Origin of the sequence: Thiobacillus sp. (genome assembly GCF_013693775.1) — a bacterium.
GTDB lineage: Bacteria > Pseudomonadota > Gammaproteobacteria > Burkholderiales > Thiobacillaceae > Thiobacillus.
The window spans coordinates 2,598,632-2,617,350 of sequence record NZ_CP059257.1 but is presented as its reverse complement, the minus strand read 5'-3'; the positions used below and the strand labels follow the sequence as shown (position 1 = coordinate 2,617,350).

The following is an 18,719-nucleotide window of genomic DNA, read 5'->3' as shown; positions in this document are numbered from 1 at the left end:
TTCATTTAATTCCGCTTCTGGAGACTGTCATGCACACCGGCACCACCCTTACCCAGTTCATCATTGAAGAACAGCGCCGCACCGCCGGCGCCACCGGCGACTTCACCTCGCTGCTGAACGATGTCGTCACCGCCTGCAAGGCCATCTCCAATGCCGTCAACAAGGGCGCGCTGCTGGGCGTGATGGGCGCGCTGGATTCCGAGAACGTGCAGGGCGAGACGCAGAAGAAGCTCGACGTCATCACCAACGACATCATGATCCGCTCCAACGAGTGGGCCGGTCACCTCGCCGGCATGGCGTCCGAGGAAATGGACGACGTGTACGCCATCCCCAGCCAGTACCCGCTCGGCAAGTACCTGCTGGTGTTCGACCCACTCGACGGCTCGTCCAACGTCGACGTCAACATCTCGGTCGGCACCATCTTCTCGATCCTGAAAGCGCCGGTCGCCGGCCGCGCCGCCAAGATGGAAGACTTCCTGCAGACCGGCACCCAGCAGGTGTGCGCCGGCTACGCGATCTACGGTTCGTCGACCATGCTGGTGCTGACCTTCGGCCACGGCACCAACGGCTTCACGCTCGACCGCGACGCCGGCGAGTTCGTGCTGACCCACCCCAACATGAAGATTCCCACCGAAACCAAGGAATTCGCGATCAACGCCTCCAACATGCGTTTCTGGGAAAAGCCGGTGCAGCGCTACGTCGACGAGTGCCTGGCCGGCAAGACCGGTCCGCGCGGCAAGGACTTCAACATGCGCTGGGTTGCCTCGATGGTCGCCGAAGTGCACCGCATCCTCACCCGCGGCGGCATCTTCATGTACCCCAAGGACACCAAGGACCCCGCCAAGGCCGGCAAGCTGCGCCTGTTGTACGAGGCCAATCCGATGGCCTTCATCGTCGAGCAGGCCGGCGGCGCTGCCACCACCGGCCGCGAGCGCATCCTCGATCTGGCGCCGGAAGGTCTGCACCAGCGCGTGCCGGTGATCCTGGGTTCCAAGAGCGAAGTCGACACCGTGACTGGCTACCACCACGAAAAAGCTGCTTGAGTCCCGTCTCAATGCAGGATTAAAAGCCGGGCTGTGCCCGGCTTTTTCGTGCTGCGCTCCCCTATGCCGCCACCCGACGCAGGCCGGCACGCATCAACCGGATGCAGTCATCCGGCGGCAGGGGCCGGCTGAACAGATAGCCCTGAGCCTGATCGCAATGATTGGTTCGCAGATAAGCCAGTTGCGCGTCGGTCTCGACGCCTTCCGCGACCACGGTCAACCCGAGGCTACCGGCCAGCGCAATGATGGTGCGCACGATGGCGGTGTCGTTTTCGTCGCCAGGAATGTCACGTATGAACGAACGGTCGATCTTCAGGCAATGGATGGGAAAACTCTTCAGGTAGCTGAGCGAGGAATAGCCGGTACCGAAATCGTCCACGGCGATACGCAGACCCAGCCGCTCCAGTTCGGTCAGAACGGTCGCCGCGGTCGCCAGATTGTCCATGATCGACGATTCGGTGATCTCCAGCTCCAGGTCGCTCGCCGCCAACCCGGTGTCGCGCAGGGCCGCGCTGACTTCCTCCGCCAGGTCCTTTTGGCGAAACTGGCGGGTCGAGAGGTTGACCGCCATGGTGCCGGCCAGCAAGCCCGCGTCCTGCCAAGCGCGCATTTGACGACAGGCCTCGCGCATCACCCAGTCGCCAATCGGCAGAATGAGGCCGGTGTGCTCGGCAACCGGAATGAATTCTTCGGGGCTGACCATGCCCAGTTCCGCCGACTGCCAGCGCAACAGCGCTTCCCACCCGATCAGGCGACCTGTCCGGATTTCCAGCTTGGGTTGGTAGTGCAGCGTCAGTTCCTTGTGCTCCAAGGCCTGCTTGAGGCGCGCCTCAAGCAGCACACGGCGCTGGATTTCTTCGGATAGATCGTGGCTGAATACCCGGAAGCAATTGCGGCCGGCCGATTTGGCGCGATGCAGGGCCAAGTCGGCATAGCGCATCAAGATGCTGGCCGATTCGCCGTCGGCCGGATAACTGACGATACCGATGCTGACCCCGATTCCCAGGCGGTCGTTGCCGATATCGAATTCCCGCCCCATGGCGTCCAGCAGGGTCTGTCCCACCTGCTTGGCCTGTTCGGCGGAGGTGTTTTCCAGCAGGATCACGAATTCGTCGCCGCTGAAACGAGCCAGGAAGGCGGAAGGAGGCAGGCTCGTCCGAATGCGTCCGGCAACCGCCACCAGCAACAGGTCGCCGTATTCGTGGCCCAGCGTGTCATTCACGTTCTGGAAATAGTCGAGATCCAGCAGCATCACCGTACAGGGTGCCGCCTCATTGCAGGTGAGGACGGACTGGTTGAGCCGTTCGCCGAATGCGGTCCGGTTCGGCAATCCGGTCAGATCGTCATGCGTGAGCATATGGCGCATCTGGCGGAACGGGCGGCTCACCGCTTCGGCATAGATCGCGCGATACAAGAAATAATAGGCAAACACCTTGTAGGTATGCCCCAGCAGGTTGGCCGTGCTGCTCACCTGCACATACACGACGAAGAACAGTTCGGCCGCCGCCAGCAGCAGCAGGGCCAGCATCAGGCTCTCGAAATCGCAGTGGGTGATGCGTGCACGACGCAGGTACAACAGGACGGCAATCGCCAGGTAAAGACCGAACACCCCNCATTCGAGCGCCACTTTGAGCGGGGTCAATCCCTCGCCCATGACATACATCGCAGGAATGGCGTGGGGCGAAGCCAGCAGCCCGTACGACAAACTCCCCAGCACCAGCAGAACACCCATCCAGCCGTAGCGGCTGGCCGGGACACGCGTGGCAGGCGTCTCCGGAAGCAGCACATACGCCAGCAGCCCGATCCCGGCCGCCAGACGGCCGCACAGCCAGAACAGGATGGCTTTGTGGGGNGAATTCGGACTGACCAGGTCCGGCATGCCGATATAGGACAGGAAATGCAAGGTGTCGAACAACGCCACCGCCAGGAACGCGCAGCCCAATGCCACGGAACGGATCGAGCGCAAGGTTTCCTGTACGCCGTGGCCGGTAAAGAAAACCAGCGCGGCCACTATGACGGCGAAGATTTCCATCATCGAATGGACCGCCAGGAAAGTCGGGGCCGAGAGCGTCAGTTGATTGGCTGGAAATGCCTGCCACAGCAGCAAGGGGATGCTTGCGGACAGCAGCAGTATGCCGGCGAGGCGGTGTGTGTCTTGCCCTGACATTAAAGCAGGCGATCCTCTCTTGACTGGAGGGTTGCACAATTAACCATACTACTGACGCAAGTATTTCGGTTTTGCCGGCCGCGGTCAACGCCGGCATGCGCAATGCCGGCCAACAGGATGCGTGTCGATTGCCTGATGGGCATTGCCCTGCCGGCCCACGGCGGACGATCGCGGTGGGCCGTCAGCTTTACGGCGCTTCCGGCGGTTTCGAGGCCGGCGACGGATGGTGGGACGGCAGATGGACATTGTCGTAGCGCGTGGCATGCGGATGCGCATCGATCTCTTCCGTCTTGGCTTGCAGCCGCCTGTCGGACACCCAGTGGAAAAAGAGCGGGATGAAGAACACCGCGAGGAACGTGGCAGCCAGCATGCCGCCGACGACGCCGGTGCCGACCGCATGACGTGCACCGGCGCCCGCGCCAGTCGAAATCGCCAGCGGCAGAACGCCGAGAATAAAGGCGAGCGAAGTCATCAGGATGGGACGGAAACGCAGGCGGGCGGCTTCGAGCGCAGCCGAAACACTGGAATAGCCTTCCTGTTTCTTCAGCACGGCGAACTCGACGATCAGGATCGCGTTCTTCGCCGCAAGCCCCAGCAAGGTCACCAAGCCGATCTGGAAATACACGTCGTTGGACAGCCCGCGCAGCCACACCGCTGCCAGCGCGCCGAAGGTGCCGAAGGGCAGTGCCATCAGAACGGCAAACGGCAGCGTCCATTTTTCATACTGCGCCGCAAGGATGAGAAACACCATCAGTACTGCCAAACCCAGCGCAATGCCCGACGTCCCGCTCGAACGCTTCTCCTGGAACGAGGCGCCGGTCCATTCGTAGCTGAAGTCGGGCGGCAGCACTTTNTTCGCTATTTCGTCGATGATGGCAAGCGACTGGCCCGAACTGACCCCGGGCACCGCGCTGCCCATGATCTTGACCGCCTGAGAATTGTTGTAACGGTCGAGCGTTTCCGGACCGGACGAGAAGCTGATTTTGGCCAGGGCCGACATCGGCACCATCTCGCCGGACGCGTTGGGCACGAACAGCGCCGACACGTCCTGCGGCGTCTTCCGCGCGCCCGGCTCGGCCGCCATCAACACCTGCCAGGTGCGGCCATACTTGTTGAAATCGTTGACGTAATACGAACCCAGCGTGGCCGACAAGGTCGTGAACACGTCGTCGATCTTGACGCCCAGCATCTTGGCCTTTTCTCGGTCGACGCCGACATACAGCTGCGGCACGTGCGGCCGCCATAGCGTCAGCACCTGCGCGAGCCGCTTGTCCTGGCGCGCGGCAGCGAGAAAGGCATCGGCCACCTGAGACAGTTTCTGCGGACCGCCCTCGCCCTTGTTCTGGATGTAGAACTCGAACCCGCCGGCATTGCCCAGACCGAAGATCGGCGGGGGCGCGAAGGCCAGCACCAGCGCCTCACGGATGCCCGACGTCGCCCCCATCATCTCGCCGACCATCTGCTGGATGGTCTTCTTGCGCTCGTCCCAATGACGCGCGGCGACGAAGATGGTCGCCGCACTATTACGGAAACCGCCGCCGAGGAAGTCGAGCCCGGCGAAGGCAACCACGTGCTGGACGGCCGGGTCCTTGCGCACGATCGCATCGACCTGTTTGACCACGGCTTCGGTACGCGACAGCGCCGAGCCGTCCGGCAGGTAGACCGCGCTGATGTAGTAGCCCTGGTCTTCGTCCGGCACCAGGCTGCCGGGCGTGACCTTCCACAAAGTGACGGCCGCGGCAATCATCAGGAGGTAAATCGAGAGCGCGACGAGCGAGCGTCGCATGAGGAATTTCACCCCGCCCTGGTAATGCCGGGTCATGCCCGCGAAACCCCGGTTGAACGCGCGGAAAAANCGCCCGGGTTCATGCGGCTTCTCGCCCTTGAGCAGCGCCACGCACAGCGCCGGCGTGAGGGTCAGCGCAACGAGGCCGGAAATCACCACCGAAATCGCGATCGTCGCCGCGAACTGCCGGTACAGCTCGCCGGTCAGGCCGCCGAGAAAGGCGATGGGAACGAACACCGCGCACAATACCAGCACGATCGCGATCACTGGCCCGGTGACCTCGCGCATCGCCAGCAGCGCCGCTTCGCGCGGGGTCTTCTTGTGCTCGTGGATGATGCGCTCGATGTTTTCCAGTACCACGATGGCATCGTCGACGACGATGCCGATGGCAAGCACCATGCCGAACAGCGTCAGCGTGTTGATCGAATAGCCGAGCAACAGCAGGCCGACGAAGGTGCCCAACAGCGACACAGGCACGGCGAGGACGGGGATGAGCGTCGCGCGCCAGTTCTGCAGAAAGAGGAACACCACCAGCACGACCAGCAGGATCGCCTCGCCCAGGGTTTTCACCACCTCGCGGATCGACACCTCGACAAAGCGCGTGGTGTCATAGGGCACGGCGTAGTCGAGGCCAGGCGGGAATTTCTTNTTCAGTTCCTCGACCGTACGGGTCACTTCATCTCCCACCTCGAGCGCATTGGCGCCGGGCTGCAGGAAGATGCCCACCAGCGTCGCGGGTTTGCCGTTGTAGAGCCCCGCAAAATCGTAATCCTTGGAGCCGAGCTCGACTCGCGCGACATCTTTCAGGTACAGCATCGAGCCGTCGGTATTCGCACGCACGACGATATTCTCGAATTCCTTGGGGTCGGCGAGCCGTCCCTTGGCGGTCAGCGAATACACCAGCGCCTGCCCGTTGTCGACCGGCGGCTGGCCGATCTTGCCGGGCGCGAACTGGGCGTTCTGCTCGTTGATCGCGCGCGTGAGATCGGCCACGGTCACGCCCAGCTGGGCCATGCGGTCGGGCTTGAGCCAGATGCGCATGGCGTAGTCNCTGGCGCCGAAAATCTGCACGTTGGTCGTGCCGGGAATGCGCTTCAGGCGATCCAGCACATTGAGCGTGACGTAGTTGCTGGTGTACAGATCATCGTAGCGGCCGTCGGGCGATAGGAATGCGAGCACCTGCAGGAAGGCGGACGAGCCTTTCTCCACGGTCACGCCCTGGCGGCGCACTTCTTCCGGCAGCCGTGCCTCGGCCTGCTTGACCCGGTTGTTGACGTTGAGCGCGGCCTTGTCGACGTCGGAGCCGATCTCGAACGTCACCTGGATTTCCAGGACGCCGTTCGAGGCCGAGGTCGAACTCATGTACATCATGTCCTCGATGCCGTTGATCGCGTTTTCCAGCGGCGCCGCGACGGTCTGTTCCAGCACCGTCGCCGAAGCGCCCGGATAGACCGCGCGTACCGTGACCACCGGCGGCGCGATCTCGGGGTATTGCGCGATCGGCAGCACGCGCATCGCCAGCAGTCCGGCGAGCACGATCAGGATGGAGATCACGACCGAAAAGATCGGCCGGTCGATGAAGAAGCGCGAGAACATGAGCGTTCCTTATGGTTTCGTGGCGGCGGGCGGCGCAGCCGCAGCCTTCGGTTCGGCCCCGGCTTCCGAGGGCACGACGGGCATGCCCGGGAAGAAAATCCGCGCCATGCCATCGACCACGACCTTGTCGCCAGACTTCAGGCCGCTTTTGATCACCCAGCGACCGATCCCCTTGCCGGGCTCGCCGCCACCTACCCACGCGCCGACTTCGACCGGGTGGGGCAACGCAACGGTCATCCCCTTCTCGCCGGGCGTGGCCACATAGACGAACTTGCCGGTCGGACCATCCTGCACCGCGGGCTGAGGCACGGTAATCGCATCGGGTAGCTGCCCGCCTTCGACGACCACCCGTACGAATTGCCCGGGTTTCAAGACGCCGTCGGCATTGGCAAACTCGGCCCGCATGTCGAATGCGCCGGTTTGCGTATTCGCCTTGTAATCGCTGAAATTGAGCGTGCCGGTGGCTGCGATGCGCGTACCGTCGGCAAGCACCAGACGAACATGTTGCCGGCCCTGTTCCAGGGTTCCCTCGGCACGCTGTTTCTCCAGCGCCAGGCGCGCGTCCTCGCCGATCGAGAAGCGCGCGTAGATAGGNGCGATCTGCGCCAACGTGCTGAGCGCGGGCCCCGTTGGACTCACCAGCGCACCTTCGACCTGAAGCGCGCGGCCCATCACGCCCGTCAGCGGGGCGCGAATATCGGTATAGCCGAGGCTGATACGCGCATTGGCCAGATTCGCTTCGGCCGTGCGCACGCCCGCCTCGGCCACTGCGAGCGCAGTCTGTGTGGCATCCAGCGCACGTGTGCTGACGAACCCTTGCGCCGCGAGCGCGCGGTTGCGGTCCAGTTCCAGCTTGGCTTCCGCGAGCAAGGCCTGCCGGTTGGCGAGTTCGGCATTCGCCGCTCGAACCTGCGCGGCAAAGCTGGCGGCGTCGAGTTTGTACAACAGGGCACCTGCCTTGACCGGTGCGCCCTCCTGAAAATAGCGATGCTCGATGACGGCCGCGACGCGCGGCCGGATCTCCACTTCCCGCGAGGCTTCCAGTCGCCCGACATATTCGAAATTGATCGGCACCACGTGCGGCGTCACCGCTTCCACCGTCACCTGCGCAGGCGGTGGNGCCCCNGCCCCCTGTTGTGCCGTTTCATGTTGTCCGCACGCTGTGAGCACAGTGCTCAAGCCCACAACCACTACCCCGGAAAATCGGTGCATGGTGCCCCTGAAATTATTTGTACCTCGCCATCATAAAAGCATACATACATGAATGTAAATTGCAGGCGCTGGCCATTTATTGGACAATTCTGCCTATGGTCAAANAANCCCGTGCGGAAGCGCTTGCCACCCGTGACGCCCTGCTTGCCGCCGCGCTCCAGGTATTTCGCGAACGCGGCGTCACACGCACGCGGCTCTCCGACGTCGCCGAACGCGCCGGGGTAACGCGGNGGGCCATCTACTGGCATTTCAAGGACAAGGCCGAATTGTTCCAGGCCGTCTGCGAACGCGGCACCCTGCCAGTGGACGCGCTCCTTGCCCAGGCCAGCCAGCATGCGCAGCGCGATCCGCTGGCCATGGTCCGACAGCTTGCCCTGATGGCGCTCACCCAATTGGCCCAGCATGCCGATACCCAGGCCATGTTCGACGTGATCTTCCACAAATGCGAATTCACCGAGGAACTGGCGCCGGTGGTGGCANAAAACGATGCCGACCGCGCCGCCTGCCTATCGCAGGTGCAGCAGCTCTTCGACCAAGCCGTTGCCTGCGGCCAATTGCCGCCCGCCACCGACACCTTTCTGGCGACTCATGGCCTGCATGCCTACATGGTGGGCCTGATGCACGAATGGGTGCTGAATCCCGAGAGCTACGATCTCGCCGTGTGCGCCGAACCGCTAATCGACTGCTATCTGGCCGGACTGGCCGCCCGCCCGCCCATCTGCCGGCCGGTCGCCGGCTAGACCGAACGCGCTGGCACTATGGTCTTGAACAGCGCCAACACCTGTGCGCGCTGGCGCGCATGCTCGACGATGGGGGCAGGGTAGGTCTGCCCGACGATCACGCCAAGGCGCATCTGTTCGCCGACTGGCAGCTTCCACGGCGCATGGGCGAATTTTTCCGGCACCTGCGCGAGTTCGGGCACATAACGGCGAATGAACACGCCTTGCGGGTCGAATTTCTCGGATTGCGCCAGCGGGTTGAAGATGCGGAACCAGGGCTGGGCATCGCAACCCACCGAGGCCGCCCACTGCCAGCCACCGCTGTTGGCGGCGAGATCGTAATCGATCAGCCTGTCGGCGAAATAACGCTCACCGAGCCGCCAGTCGACCAGCAGGTCCTTGGTCAGGAACGAAGCTGCGACCATGCGTAGCCGGTTATGCATGTAGCCGGTCTGATTGAGCTGGCGCATTGCCGCGTCGATCAGTGGATAGCCTGTACGCGCCTCGCACCAGGCCTCGAAATGCCCCGGCGGATTCGGCCACGGCAGCGCATCGTACTGTGGCTTGAAAGTGTGGCCCGTCGCGACGTCGGGACGATGCCAGAGGATCTGGTGGTAGAAGTCGCGCCAGATCAGCTCGGACAGCCAGGTCTGCGCCCCATGTCCACCCTGCTGCCAGGCCGCCGCGGCAAGCTGGCGGATGGACACCGTGCCGAAGCGCAGGTGTGCCGACAGATACGACGGTCCCTTGCGTGCAGGAAAATCGCGCGCGGCCTGATAACGGTCGATCCGCTGCAGGAAATCCCCGAACAACTGCGCGCCGCCCGACATGCCTGTCGGGAACCCGAGCTCGCGCAGATTGGTGGGGACGAACCCCATTTCCCGCAAGGTGGGAACCGGTGTCGACAATGCTGACAGCTGGCCGGCATACGCTTCAACCGGATAGGCTTGCAAATGAGAGGGCGTCAGTTGTTTCAGCCAGGCATTCTTGTAGGGAGTAAAGACGCTGTAAGGGGTACCGTTGGCTGTAAGTACGTCTCCACGTTCGAAGATGACTGCATCCTTGTAGTGGTGGACGGCCCTGCCATGCGCATGCAGGGCGGTTTCGACAGCCGCGTCACGCGCCAGGGCGACCGGGTCGTCATCGTGATTGAAGAACACGGCATCGACCCCGAGTTCGGCTGCCAGTCGGACGATCTCGTCGCGGGCCACGCCATGCCGCACGACAAGCCCNCCACCCCGGGCCTGCAGGGCATGCTGCAACTCGGTGACGCAGGCGTGGATGAACTCGACTCGCCGGTCGGCCCGACCGGGAAGCGCATCCAGGATGTCGCGGTCGAATACGAACACGCAGACCACCTGCCGCGCGCACTTGAGCGCGTGATAAAGCGCAGCGTGATCGAAATCCCTCAGGTCGCGGCGAAACCACACCAGGGCACGGACATATTCAGGCATGAGACGAGATGGTCGCTATAGTGGAAAGGCAAGTTGAAAAAGTGGTGCTTGCCGGATTTGAGGCAGATTACAATGGGAACGCAACCATGGATACCGTCAACCTGACCCACAACTTCCTGATCGCCATGCCCGGCATGGTCGATCCCAATTTCAACGGCACCTTGACCTATATCTGCGACCACAGCGACCAGGGCGCGCTCGGCGTGGTGGTCAACCGCCCAATCGACCTGGAGCTGTCGACGCTGTTCGAGCAGATCGGTCTGTCGCTGCCGGAACGCCTGCACCACGACACCGTGTATTTCGGCGGCCCGGTCCAGACCGAACGCGGATTCGTGCTGCACACGCCGCCGCTCACGTTCAGTTCCACGCTCACCGTCAACGACGCGGTCAGCCTCACCACCTCGAAGGACGTGCTCGAAGCCGTGAGCCAGGGTGCGGGGCCGGAAAAATTCATGGTGTCGCTGGGCTATGCAGGCTGGTCGGCCGGCCAGCTCGAAGATGAGATCAAGCAGAATGCGTGGCTGTCGGTGGCCGCCGACCCGCAGGTGATCTTTGACCTGGCCCCCGAAGAACGTCTGCCTGCCGCGATGAAGCTGCTGGGCATCGACTTCGCCAGCCTGTCAGAAGAAGCCGGGCACGCTTGAACCCGGAGCATACCCACGGCACGGTGCTGGCCTTCGACCTGGGTCTGAAGCGCACCGGCGTGGCCTCGGGCGATCTGTCGATCGGGATCGCACATCCCCTCACCGTCATTCAGGCCGACTCGACCGATGCCCGGCTTACCGCCATCGGCAAGCTCGTGACAGAATGGCGTCCGGTTTTGCTGGTGTTGGGCCTGCCCACCCACGCTGACGGCAGCGAACATGACATGACGCGGGTGGCCAGAAACTTCTCGCGCAAATTAGAATCCCGCTTCAATCTCCCCGTTTTTCTGGTGGACGAACGCCACACGAGCACGGCAGCCGAATCCGAGCTCCATGCGCGCGGCATCCACGGCAAGAAAAACAGGGCGCTGGCGGACGCCGTCGCCGCTCAACTCATACTGCAAGGGTTTTTCGATGCACGCCTCACTGCCTGACGCCAACACACTGATCGCGCGGCTCGCCGACGCCATCGCCCCCGCCCTCACGCCCGACACGCTGATCGTCGGCATCCACACCGGCGGCGTATGGGTGGCCGAGCGTCTGCACGGATTGCTGCAGTGCGCCCAACCGCTCGGCACGCTCGATATTTCGTTCTACCGCGACGATTTTTCGCGCATCGGCCTGCACCCGCAGGTCAAACCTTCCAACCTGCCCTTCGATCTGGAAGGCCGCGCCATCCTGCTGGTCGACGACGTTCTGCACACCGGACGCACGGTGCGCGCGGCGATGAACGAACTGTTCGACTACGGCCGCCCCGCCTCGATCAGGCTGGCCGTCCTGGTCGACCGCGGCGGCCACGAACTGCCGATCCGCCCCGATTTCGCCGGTCTGACGATCACCGTGCCCGACCACCAGAACATCAATCTTTCCCGCNCTCGACGATGGCCATCTGACCCTCAGCCTTGCATGAACCGACAACTCACCCAAGACGGCAGGCTGCGCCACCTGCTCACCCTCGACGGCCTGCCGCGCGCCATCATCACGCAAATCCTCGACACCGCAGAATCCTTCATGGACGTGGGCGAGCGCGAGGTGAAGAAAGTCCCATTGCTGCGCGGCAAATCGATCTTCAACCTGTTCTTCGAGCCCTCGACGCGCACCCGCACCACCTTTGAAATCGCCGCCAAGCGCCTGTCCGCCGACGTGGTCAATCTCAACATCGCGACCTCCAGCCAGACCAAGGGCGAGGCCATCCTCGACACCGTCGACAACCTGTCGGCCATGCACGCCGATATGTTCATCGTGCGCCACTCGCAGTCGGGTGCGGCACATTTCATCGCACAGCACGTTGCGCCGCACATCTCGGTGGTGAACGCGGGTGACGGCCGCCACGCACATCCCACGCAGGGCCTGCTCGACATGTTCACCATCCGCCGCTTCAAGGGGAGTNTTCACAATCTGACCGTGGCCATTGTCGGCGACGTGCTGCATTCGCGCGTGGCGCGGTCGCAGATTCATGCGCTGACCACGCTAGGCGTACCGGAAGTCCGCGTCATCGGCCCGAAAACCCTGCTGCCGACCGGAGTCGAACAGATGGGCGTCAAGGTGTTCCACGACATGGAAGCCGGCCTGCGTGGCTGCGATGTCGTCATCATGTTGCGCCTGCAGAACGAGCGCATGAAAGGCGCACGGCTGCCGAGCGCGCAGGAATACTTCAAGTTCTTCGGCCTGACGCCGGAAAAACTCGCACTCGCCAAGCCGGATGCCATCGTGATGCATCCCGGACCGATGAACCGCGGCGTCGAGATCGCGTCCGAAGTGGCCGACGGCCCGCAGTCGGTGATCCTGCCGCAAGTGACTTACGGCATCGCGGTGCGCATGGCGGTGATGGCAATGCTGGCAGGGACGGGGAACGCATGAAGATCCATATCAAGAACGGGCGCGTAATCGACCCGATGAGCGAACGCGNACGAAGTCGCCGACGTGTTTGTGGCGGCGGGCAAGATCGTCGCCATCGGCCAGGGGCCTGCCGACTTCCACGCCAACCGCACGATCGACGCCAGCGGCCTGATCGTCTGCCCCGGCCTGGTCGATCTGTCGGTACGGCTGCGCGAGCCCGGCTTCGAGTACAAGGCCACACTCGAATCGGAAATGCTCGCCGCCGCCGCGGGCGGAATCACCTCGCTCGCCTGCCCGCCCGATACAGACCCGCCGCTGGACGAGCCCGGACTGGTCGAGATGCTGAAATTCCGCGCAAAGAACCTGCCGGGGCCACGCGTGTACCCGATCGGTGCGATGACGCAAAAGCTCGAAGGGCAGATGCTGACCGAGATGGCCGAATTGACCGAAGCCGGCTGTCGCGCCTTCACCCAGGCCGACGCGCCGCTGACCGACACCCTGGTCCTGCTGCGCGCCATGGAATACGCCGCCACCTTCGGCTTCAGCCTGTGGCTGCGGCCGCAGGACGTGACACTGGCACGTGGCGGTGTCGCACACGACGGGGCCGTAGCCACGCGTCTCGGGCTGCCCGGCATTCCGGCACTGGCCGAAACGGTGGCACTGGCAACCATTTTGCAACTGGCGCGCGAAACCGGCGCACGCGTCCACCTTGCCCGTCTGTCGGCACGCGAGAGTATTGCCATGGTGCGTGCCGCCAAGGCGCAGGGGCTCGCCGTGACCTGCGATGTGGCCTGCACGCACGTGCATCTATCAGAAAACGACCTCACCAGTTTCGATTCGCATCTGCATCTGGTGCCGCCGCTCAGGAGCCTACGCGACCGCGAGGCCATCCGCGAGGCCTTGCGCGACGGTTCCATCGACGCACTGTGCTCCGACCATACCCCGGTCGACGAGGATGTGAAGCAGGTCCCCTTCGGCGAATCGGCCCCGGGCGCCTCGNGGGTCGAACTGCTGTTGCCGCTGACGTTGAAATGGGCGCGCGAGATGGGCGTACCACTGATGCGGGCGCTCGATCTGATTTCCTGGAAACCGTCACAAATTCTCGGCGTGTCCGGCGGCAACCTGTCGGTTGGCGGCTGCGCCGACCTTTGCATATTCGACGAGTCCGCCGAATGGGTCGTGACGCCCAAAACCCTGGCCAGCCAGGGCGACAACACGCCTTTCCTCGATCATCCGATGCAGGGCCGGGTACGTTACACCGTGATCGACGGCCATATCGACTTTGAAGCCCCCGCTAGCCGCTGCAACCCATATGGCGGGTAAGCGTTCCGCCATGCGTCGCGCGCCCCTCCTGCCGCTGCTTCTCAGCCTGCTAGCCGGCGCGACGGCCGTCGCCGGATTCGCGCCGTTTGAACTCTGGCCCCTGCCCATACTGAGTCTGGCCGTGCTGTTCGTGCAGCTGTCGCGCGCGCCCTCCAGGCGAGCCGGGTTTCTGATCGGTCTGGTTTGGGGGCTGGGATTTNTTCTGGCCGGCGTGAGCTGGGTATTTGTCAGCCTGTGGGTATACGGCGGCATGCCCATGTGGCTGGCCGGACTCGCCACTTTCCTGTTCTGCGCATTCCTTGCGCTATTTCCGGCGACAGTCGGCGCACTGCAGGCCGGGTGGCGTCACAGACCTGCGCTCCGGACCCTGCTGCTGCTTCCGCTTGCCTGGAGCGTGATGGAATGGACACGCGGCTGGATTTTCACCGGCTTCNCCTGGCTGGTTGCGGGTTACTCGCAAGTACCCAACAGCCCGTTGGCTGGCTATGCCNCCCTCGTCGGCGTGTACGGCATCTCGTTTCTGCTGGCGCTGATCGCAGGCCTGCTGGCGTGGGGCATGACGCCGCGCATATCGCCGGCGTCGCGCGTCTGGGCGGCAACGGCCATCGTGGCACTGGGGATCGGCGGCCAGGCCTTGCGCGGCATTCAATGGACCACGCCTGACGGCGTCCCGACGTCGGTGGCACTGCTGCAAGGCAACATCCCTCAGGACATGAAGTGGCAACCCGACAAAACCCGCGCCACACTGGACAGCTACGCGCGCATGGCCGCAGCCGCGCCCGCACGCCTGATCGTATTGCCGGAAACGGCACTGCCGCTGTTCGAGTCCGAACTCCCAGACACTTATCGCACCACGCTGGCCGCGCTCGGCCGGCATAACGGGNGCGATGTGCTGGCCGGGCTGCCGACCGGCTCACTCGATGGCGCCTACTACAACAGCGTCGTCAGTTTCGGCAGCGCACCGAGCCAGCGCTACAGCAAGGTGCATCTGGTACCGTTCGGCGAATACATCCCGCTGAAGAAGGTGTGGGGCTGGGTCATCAAGGTCCTGCACATCCCGCTCTCCGATTTCGCACGCGGCGCCATCGACCAGCGCCCGCTCGCCATCGGCGGCCAGCGGGTGGCAGCCGACATCTGCTATGAGGACGCGTTCGGCGAGGAAATCATCCGCCAGCTGCCGGAAGCGAGCGTGCTGGTCAACGTCAGCAACCTGGCCTGGTTCGGCAATTCGCTGGCGCCCTGGCAGCATGCGCAGATGTCGCAGATGCGCGCACTGGAAACCGGACGCATGATGCTGCGCGCGACCAATACCGGCCTCACCGCAATCATCGACGCGAAAGGCCAGGTGCTGGCGAGCCTGCCGCTCTTCATTGCCGGCAGCCTCGCCGGCGAAATCNAGGGCTACGCCGGCAGCACGCCGTATGTGCGCTGGGGCAATACACCGGTGCTGATGCTATGGGGAACGCTGGGTATCATCCTGCTGGCCGCCGCGCTCTACCCGCGAGCACCCTGAAAGGCATCAAGAGCAGGCCGTGGCTGATAGCCGCTAAAGCCCTGAAGGACTCCGGTCCACTATGGGCTGAAGCCCATGTGGAGTCGTATGCGGCAACAGCCACACTCAGGCGGCAGCCCTGACCCGCGTGGCATTGCGGCCGCCACGCTTGGCTTCCAGCAAGGCGGCATCGGCACGTGCCAGCGCCTCGTTTTCCTCACGGTCGTCGCGGCTGAACTCGGACATGCCGCCGCTCCACGACAGCTTCTGTGTCACACCCGGAATGAGCTCAACGCTCTCCGGCATCTTGGCGCGCAAGCGCTCCGCCAGTTCCTGCGCCCGATCGAGCGGCGTGTAGGGAAATACCACACAGAACTCATCGCCGCCCAGGCGGGCGATGAAATCGCTGTTGCGCAGACTGGTTTTCAACGCGTTGCCGAACTTGATGATGAGCTGATCGCCCGCCTCGTGGCCGAAGGTATCGTTGACCTGCTTGAAATTATCGATGTCGAGAATCAGCAGGCTGTGGGTCCAGCCGTCCTTCAGCGTACCGAACAACTCCTTTTGCTTTTCGTCGAAGCTGCGCCGATTGTTCACCTTGGACAAATGATCGATTCGGGCCTGCGAGGAGACTTCCTTCTGTTTACCCAGCATGACCTTGCCCAATTTCAGCATGGTCTCGAGTGGCGTCTGAAACTCCGCCAGACTGACCGGATAATCTGCGCGCAACCGCTGCTGGCGCAGGTCGTTTGTGAATTTCACCAGTATGCGAAGATTATCGGCAACCCGGTTACGCACCGCCAGAATGGTGGCCGCCACCAGGATGGCGATGACCAGACTGGCCACCAGCCAGCCCAGCAGGTAAGGCGCGATACTCTCGACCACCGGCGTGACCGGCCGCCATACGGCAATCTGCCAGGGCGTGCCGGCTAGCGCGATGAGAGTGGGGTGGGCGTTTCGCTTGATCGCCTGGTTGCCCCGCCGCATCAGCACCATGGCGGAGTCGCCGCTCCCGCTTTGCTGCAATTCGGCATAGGCTGCGGCGTCCGGCAACGGCAGGGTATCGAACAGCGCCTGCAGCTGCGGCACGCTCTGCTCGACGATGACATAGCCAAGGCGCTTACCGTCGGCCCCCGTTACAGGATGCGAGAGCGAAAGGTTAAAGGTGGCGGTGGCGGTCGCCCCACTACCGCCACGCCCGGCGTTGGCCAACAGTTTCCGTGTGTCGCCCGGCAGGAAACCGGGCAGCAACTGGCGCTGGCCTTCCGTGACGAACAACACGGTCGCGTCTTGGTTCAGCGCCTGCAGGTTGGCTGCCTGGGCCTGGCACACGTCGGGCGACACGCTGGCGAAACACGCCAGCGTCTGCGGATGCGCCGCGATCCGGGCGGCACTGCGCTTCATGGCATCGGCAAGAAACTCGATCTGCGCCGCCATCACCGGTTTGCCCAGTTCTTCCGGCGCCGTTTGTGCCTGCGGTCGGGTCAGAAAAATCACGGATGTGACGAGCCCCGCCAGCAGCACCAACGCTGCAGCCAGGATCAGGCCAAACCGTGATATCGACGTATGGGGCATGACTGCGCCAGCCGGCTCCAACCTCTTAGTATTTGTTTCTCCGCAATGACGGGTGCCCGAGATCCAGGCAACCCGCCGACATGGTCTTGATGCAGCAAATTCCATGCCCTGATGTGCACGCACCCGACAGGCCGGCCTGCCGGGTGCGTCTTTACCGATATGTAAAAATTTCCGACACTACTGTCGGCCAGTGCTGCCGAATCCGCCCTCGCCGCGCTCGCTGCTTGTAAACGCTTCCACTACGTTGAATTCGGCCTGCATGACCGGGACGATGACGAGTTGGGCCAGCCGCTCCATCGGTGTCAGTTCGAACGCCTGCTGCCCGCGATTCCAAGCAGACACCATGAGCTGGCCTTGATAATCGGAGTCGATCAGCCCCACCAGGTTGCCCAGCACGATGCCATGCTTGTGGCCCAAACCGGAACGCGGCAGGATCAGCGCGGCATAGCCCGGGTCGGCCAGATGGATCGCCATGCCGGTCGGAATCAGCCGGGTTTCGCCTGGCGCCAGTACGATTGGACCATCGATACAGGCACGTAAATCGAGCCCCGCGGCACCCGGCGTGGCGTAATGCGGCAGCTGATCGCGCAGGCGGGCGTCGAGAATCTTCACATCCATCTTCATTTTCGTCGGAATTTCGTCAGTTGAGCAGGGTTGCGAGATGGCGGACCAGATGGCGCGCCTGGGTGAGTTTGTCGGCACGCGAGAGCGGATGCCTGCCCTGATCGTCGAGCAGCACCAACTCGGCGCTGTCCTGGCCGAGCGTGTCCTGCGCCAGGTTGCCGACCAGCAGCGGTAGCTTCTTCTTCAGGCGTTTGGACTCGGCATGTTCGGCCAGCCGCTCGGTCTCGGCGGCGAAGCCCACGCAGAAAGGCGCGTCGGGCAAGGCGGCCACTTCAGCCAGGATGTCGGGGTTGGGGACCAGATTCAGCGTGAGTCCGGCGTCGCTTTTCTTGATCTTCTGCGATGCCGCCGTCTCCACCCGGTAATCGGCCACTGCTGCCACTGCGATGAATACGTCGCACGGCAATTCGCGCAGTACGGCATCGCGCATTTCGGCTGTGCTTTGCACATCGACCCGACGCACGCCTGCCGGCATGGCAAGGCAGGTCGGTCCCGAGACCAGGCATACCTCGGCGCCCGCCTCGGCCGAGGCCTGGGCAACCGCGTAGCCCATCTTGCCGGAACTCAGGTTGGTCAGGCCGCGCACCGGATCGATCGCTTCGAAGGTGGGGCCGGCCGTGATCACGACCCGCTTGCCTGCCAGCACGCCCTTCCCCAACATGCCATGCAACGCGACTGCGATGTCGGCCGGCTCCAGCATGCGTCCAAGACCGGTTTCGCCGCAGGCCTGTTCGCCTGCAGCCGGCCCCAGCACCTGCACGCTGTCATCGCGCAATTGCGCAAGATTGCGCTGGGTCGCAGCCGCCGTCCACATTTCGCGGTTCATCGCCGGCACCACCGCCAGTTTGCAGGTGCGCGCCAGACACAAGGTCGTCAAGAGATCGTCGGCCCGGCCGTGAACGAGTTTCGCCAGAAAATCGGCCGAGGCCGGTGCCACCAGAATCAGGTCGGCGTCGCGCGACAGGTGAATGTGCGCCATGCCGTCGCCGCTGGCGGCGTCCCACAGAGACGTCAGAACCGGCCGGCCGGACAGCGCCTGAAAGGTGAGCGGCGTGACGAACTGCTGCGCGGCAGCGGTCATCGTCACCTGCACCTCGGCGTCGGCCTTGACCAGCAGGCGACACAACTCGGCGGCCTTGTAGGCCGCGATGCCGCCGGTCACCCCCAGAATGATTTTCTTGCCTGCCAGCGTCACGGTCTCGATTCCCTGCCCGCTTTCCATGAAAATGGCACATTCTACGGGAG

The 18,719-nt window shown here is 63.7% G+C and carries 13 protein-coding genes and 2 pseudogenes; 8 read left to right on the top strand and 7 right to left on the bottom strand.

Annotation, left to right across the window (positions count from 1 at the left end):
* The first annotated feature begins 29 nt into the window (after positions 1–29).
* A complete protein-coding gene (locus tag HZY77_RS12905) occupies positions 30–1,043 on the top strand; it encodes a class 1 fructose-bisphosphatase (RefSeq protein ID WP_296815445.1) in 1,014 nt (337 codons plus the stop codon).
* Between the two features lie 61 nt (positions 1,044–1,104).
* Here HZY77_RS12905 and HZY77_RS12900 read toward each other — a convergent pair whose 3' ends face one another.
* The 3 genes from HZY77_RS12900 to HZY77_RS12890 all read right to left on the bottom strand — a co-directional run bounded on the left by HZY77_RS12900 (position 1,105) and on the right by HZY77_RS12890 (position 7,762).
* On the bottom strand, positions 1,105–3,210 hold the full coding sequence (locus HZY77_RS12900; RefSeq protein WP_296815443.1) for an EAL domain-containing protein: 2,106 nt from the start codon (positions 3,208–3,210) through the stop codon (positions 1,105–1,107).
* Between the two features lie 187 nt (positions 3,211–3,397).
* A complete protein-coding gene (locus tag HZY77_RS12895; protein WP_296815441.1) occupies positions 3,398–6,592 on the bottom strand; it encodes a multidrug efflux RND transporter permease subunit in 3,195 nt (1,064 codons plus the stop codon).
* A gap of 9 nt (positions 6,593–6,601) precedes the next feature.
* Positions 6,602–7,762, bottom strand: coding sequence for an efflux RND transporter periplasmic adaptor subunit (locus tag HZY77_RS12890; protein WP_296820914.1), 1,161 nt, complete (start codon positions 7,760–7,762; stop codon positions 6,602–6,604).
* A gap of 137 nt (positions 7,763–7,899) precedes the next feature.
* Here HZY77_RS12890 and HZY77_RS12885 point away from each other — a divergent pair, with 137 nt between their 5' ends.
* Complete coding sequence (locus tag HZY77_RS12885) at positions 7,900–8,544, top strand: TetR family transcriptional regulator (RefSeq protein WP_296815439.1); 645 nt, start codon at positions 7,900–7,902, stop codon at positions 8,542–8,544.
* On the opposite strand, the gene HZY77_RS12880 is transcribed toward HZY77_RS12885, so the two are convergent.
* Positions 8,541–9,977, bottom strand: coding sequence for a deoxyribodipyrimidine photo-lyase (locus HZY77_RS12880; protein WP_296815436.1), 1,437 nt, complete (start codon positions 9,975–9,977; stop codon positions 8,541–8,543). The genes HZY77_RS12885 and HZY77_RS12880 overlap by 4 nt on opposite strands.
* An 86-nt stretch (positions 9,978–10,063) precedes the next feature.
* Here HZY77_RS12880 and HZY77_RS12875 point away from each other — a divergent pair, with 86 nt between their 5' ends.
* The 6 genes and pseudogenes from HZY77_RS12875 (at position 10,064) to lnt (ending at position 15,296) form a co-directional block, all read left to right on the top strand.
* Positions 10,064–10,621 (top strand): YqgE/AlgH family protein, encoded by a 558-nt coding sequence (locus tag HZY77_RS12875; protein WP_296633810.1) that lies wholly within the window; start codon positions 10,064–10,066, stop codon positions 10,619–10,621.
* On the top strand, positions 10,618–11,055 hold the full coding sequence (gene ruvX / locus HZY77_RS12870) for a Holliday junction resolvase RuvX (RefSeq protein ID WP_296815433.1): 438 nt from the start codon (positions 10,618–10,620) through the stop codon (positions 11,053–11,055). Before HZY77_RS12875 ends, ruvX begins: the two co-directional genes overlap by 4 nt.
* Positions 11,036–11,531, top strand: a pseudogene (gene pyrR / locus HZY77_RS12865) (bifunctional pyr operon transcriptional regulator/uracil phosphoribosyltransferase PyrR). The gene ruvX and the pseudogene pyrR overlap by 20 nt, the downstream one beginning before the upstream one ends.
* Positions 11,528–12,481, top strand: a complete 954-nt coding sequence (locus HZY77_RS12860) for an aspartate carbamoyltransferase catalytic subunit (protein ID WP_296815431.1) — start codon at positions 11,528–11,530, stop codon at positions 12,479–12,481. The pseudogene pyrR and the gene HZY77_RS12860 overlap by 4 nt, the downstream one beginning before the upstream one ends.
* Positions 12,478–13,783: pseudogene (locus tag HZY77_RS12855) on the top strand (dihydroorotase). Before HZY77_RS12860 ends, HZY77_RS12855 begins: the two are co-directional and overlap by 4 nt.
* A gap of 10 nt (positions 13,784–13,793) precedes the next feature.
* The gene (gene lnt, locus HZY77_RS12850; protein WP_296815429.1) at positions 13,794–15,296 is read left to right on the top strand and encodes an apolipoprotein N-acyltransferase; all 1,503 of its coding nucleotides are present in this window, start codon (positions 13,794–13,796) and stop codon (positions 15,294–15,296) included.
* Positions 15,297–15,401: 105 nt separating this feature from the next.
* Here lnt and HZY77_RS12845 read toward each other — a convergent pair whose 3' ends face one another.
* The 3 genes from HZY77_RS12845 to coaBC all read right to left on the bottom strand — a co-directional run bounded on the left by HZY77_RS12845 (position 15,402) and on the right by coaBC (position 18,696).
* Positions 15,402–16,850, bottom strand: a complete 1,449-nt coding sequence (locus HZY77_RS12845) for a GGDEF domain-containing protein (protein WP_296815426.1) — start codon at positions 16,848–16,850, stop codon at positions 15,402–15,404.
* Between the two features lie 177 nt (positions 16,851–17,027).
* The gene (dut, locus tag HZY77_RS12840; RefSeq protein ID WP_296815423.1) at positions 17,028–17,468 is read right to left on the bottom strand and encodes a dUTP diphosphatase; all 441 of its coding nucleotides are present in this window, start codon (positions 17,466–17,468) and stop codon (positions 17,028–17,030) included.
* Between the two features lie 22 nt (positions 17,469–17,490).
* Positions 17,491–18,696 (bottom strand): bifunctional phosphopantothenoylcysteine decarboxylase/phosphopantothenate--cysteine ligase CoaBC, encoded by a 1,206-nt coding sequence (gene coaBC / locus HZY77_RS12835; protein WP_296815420.1) that lies wholly within the window; start codon positions 18,694–18,696, stop codon positions 17,491–17,493.
* Positions 18,697–18,719 lie beyond the last annotated feature (23 nt).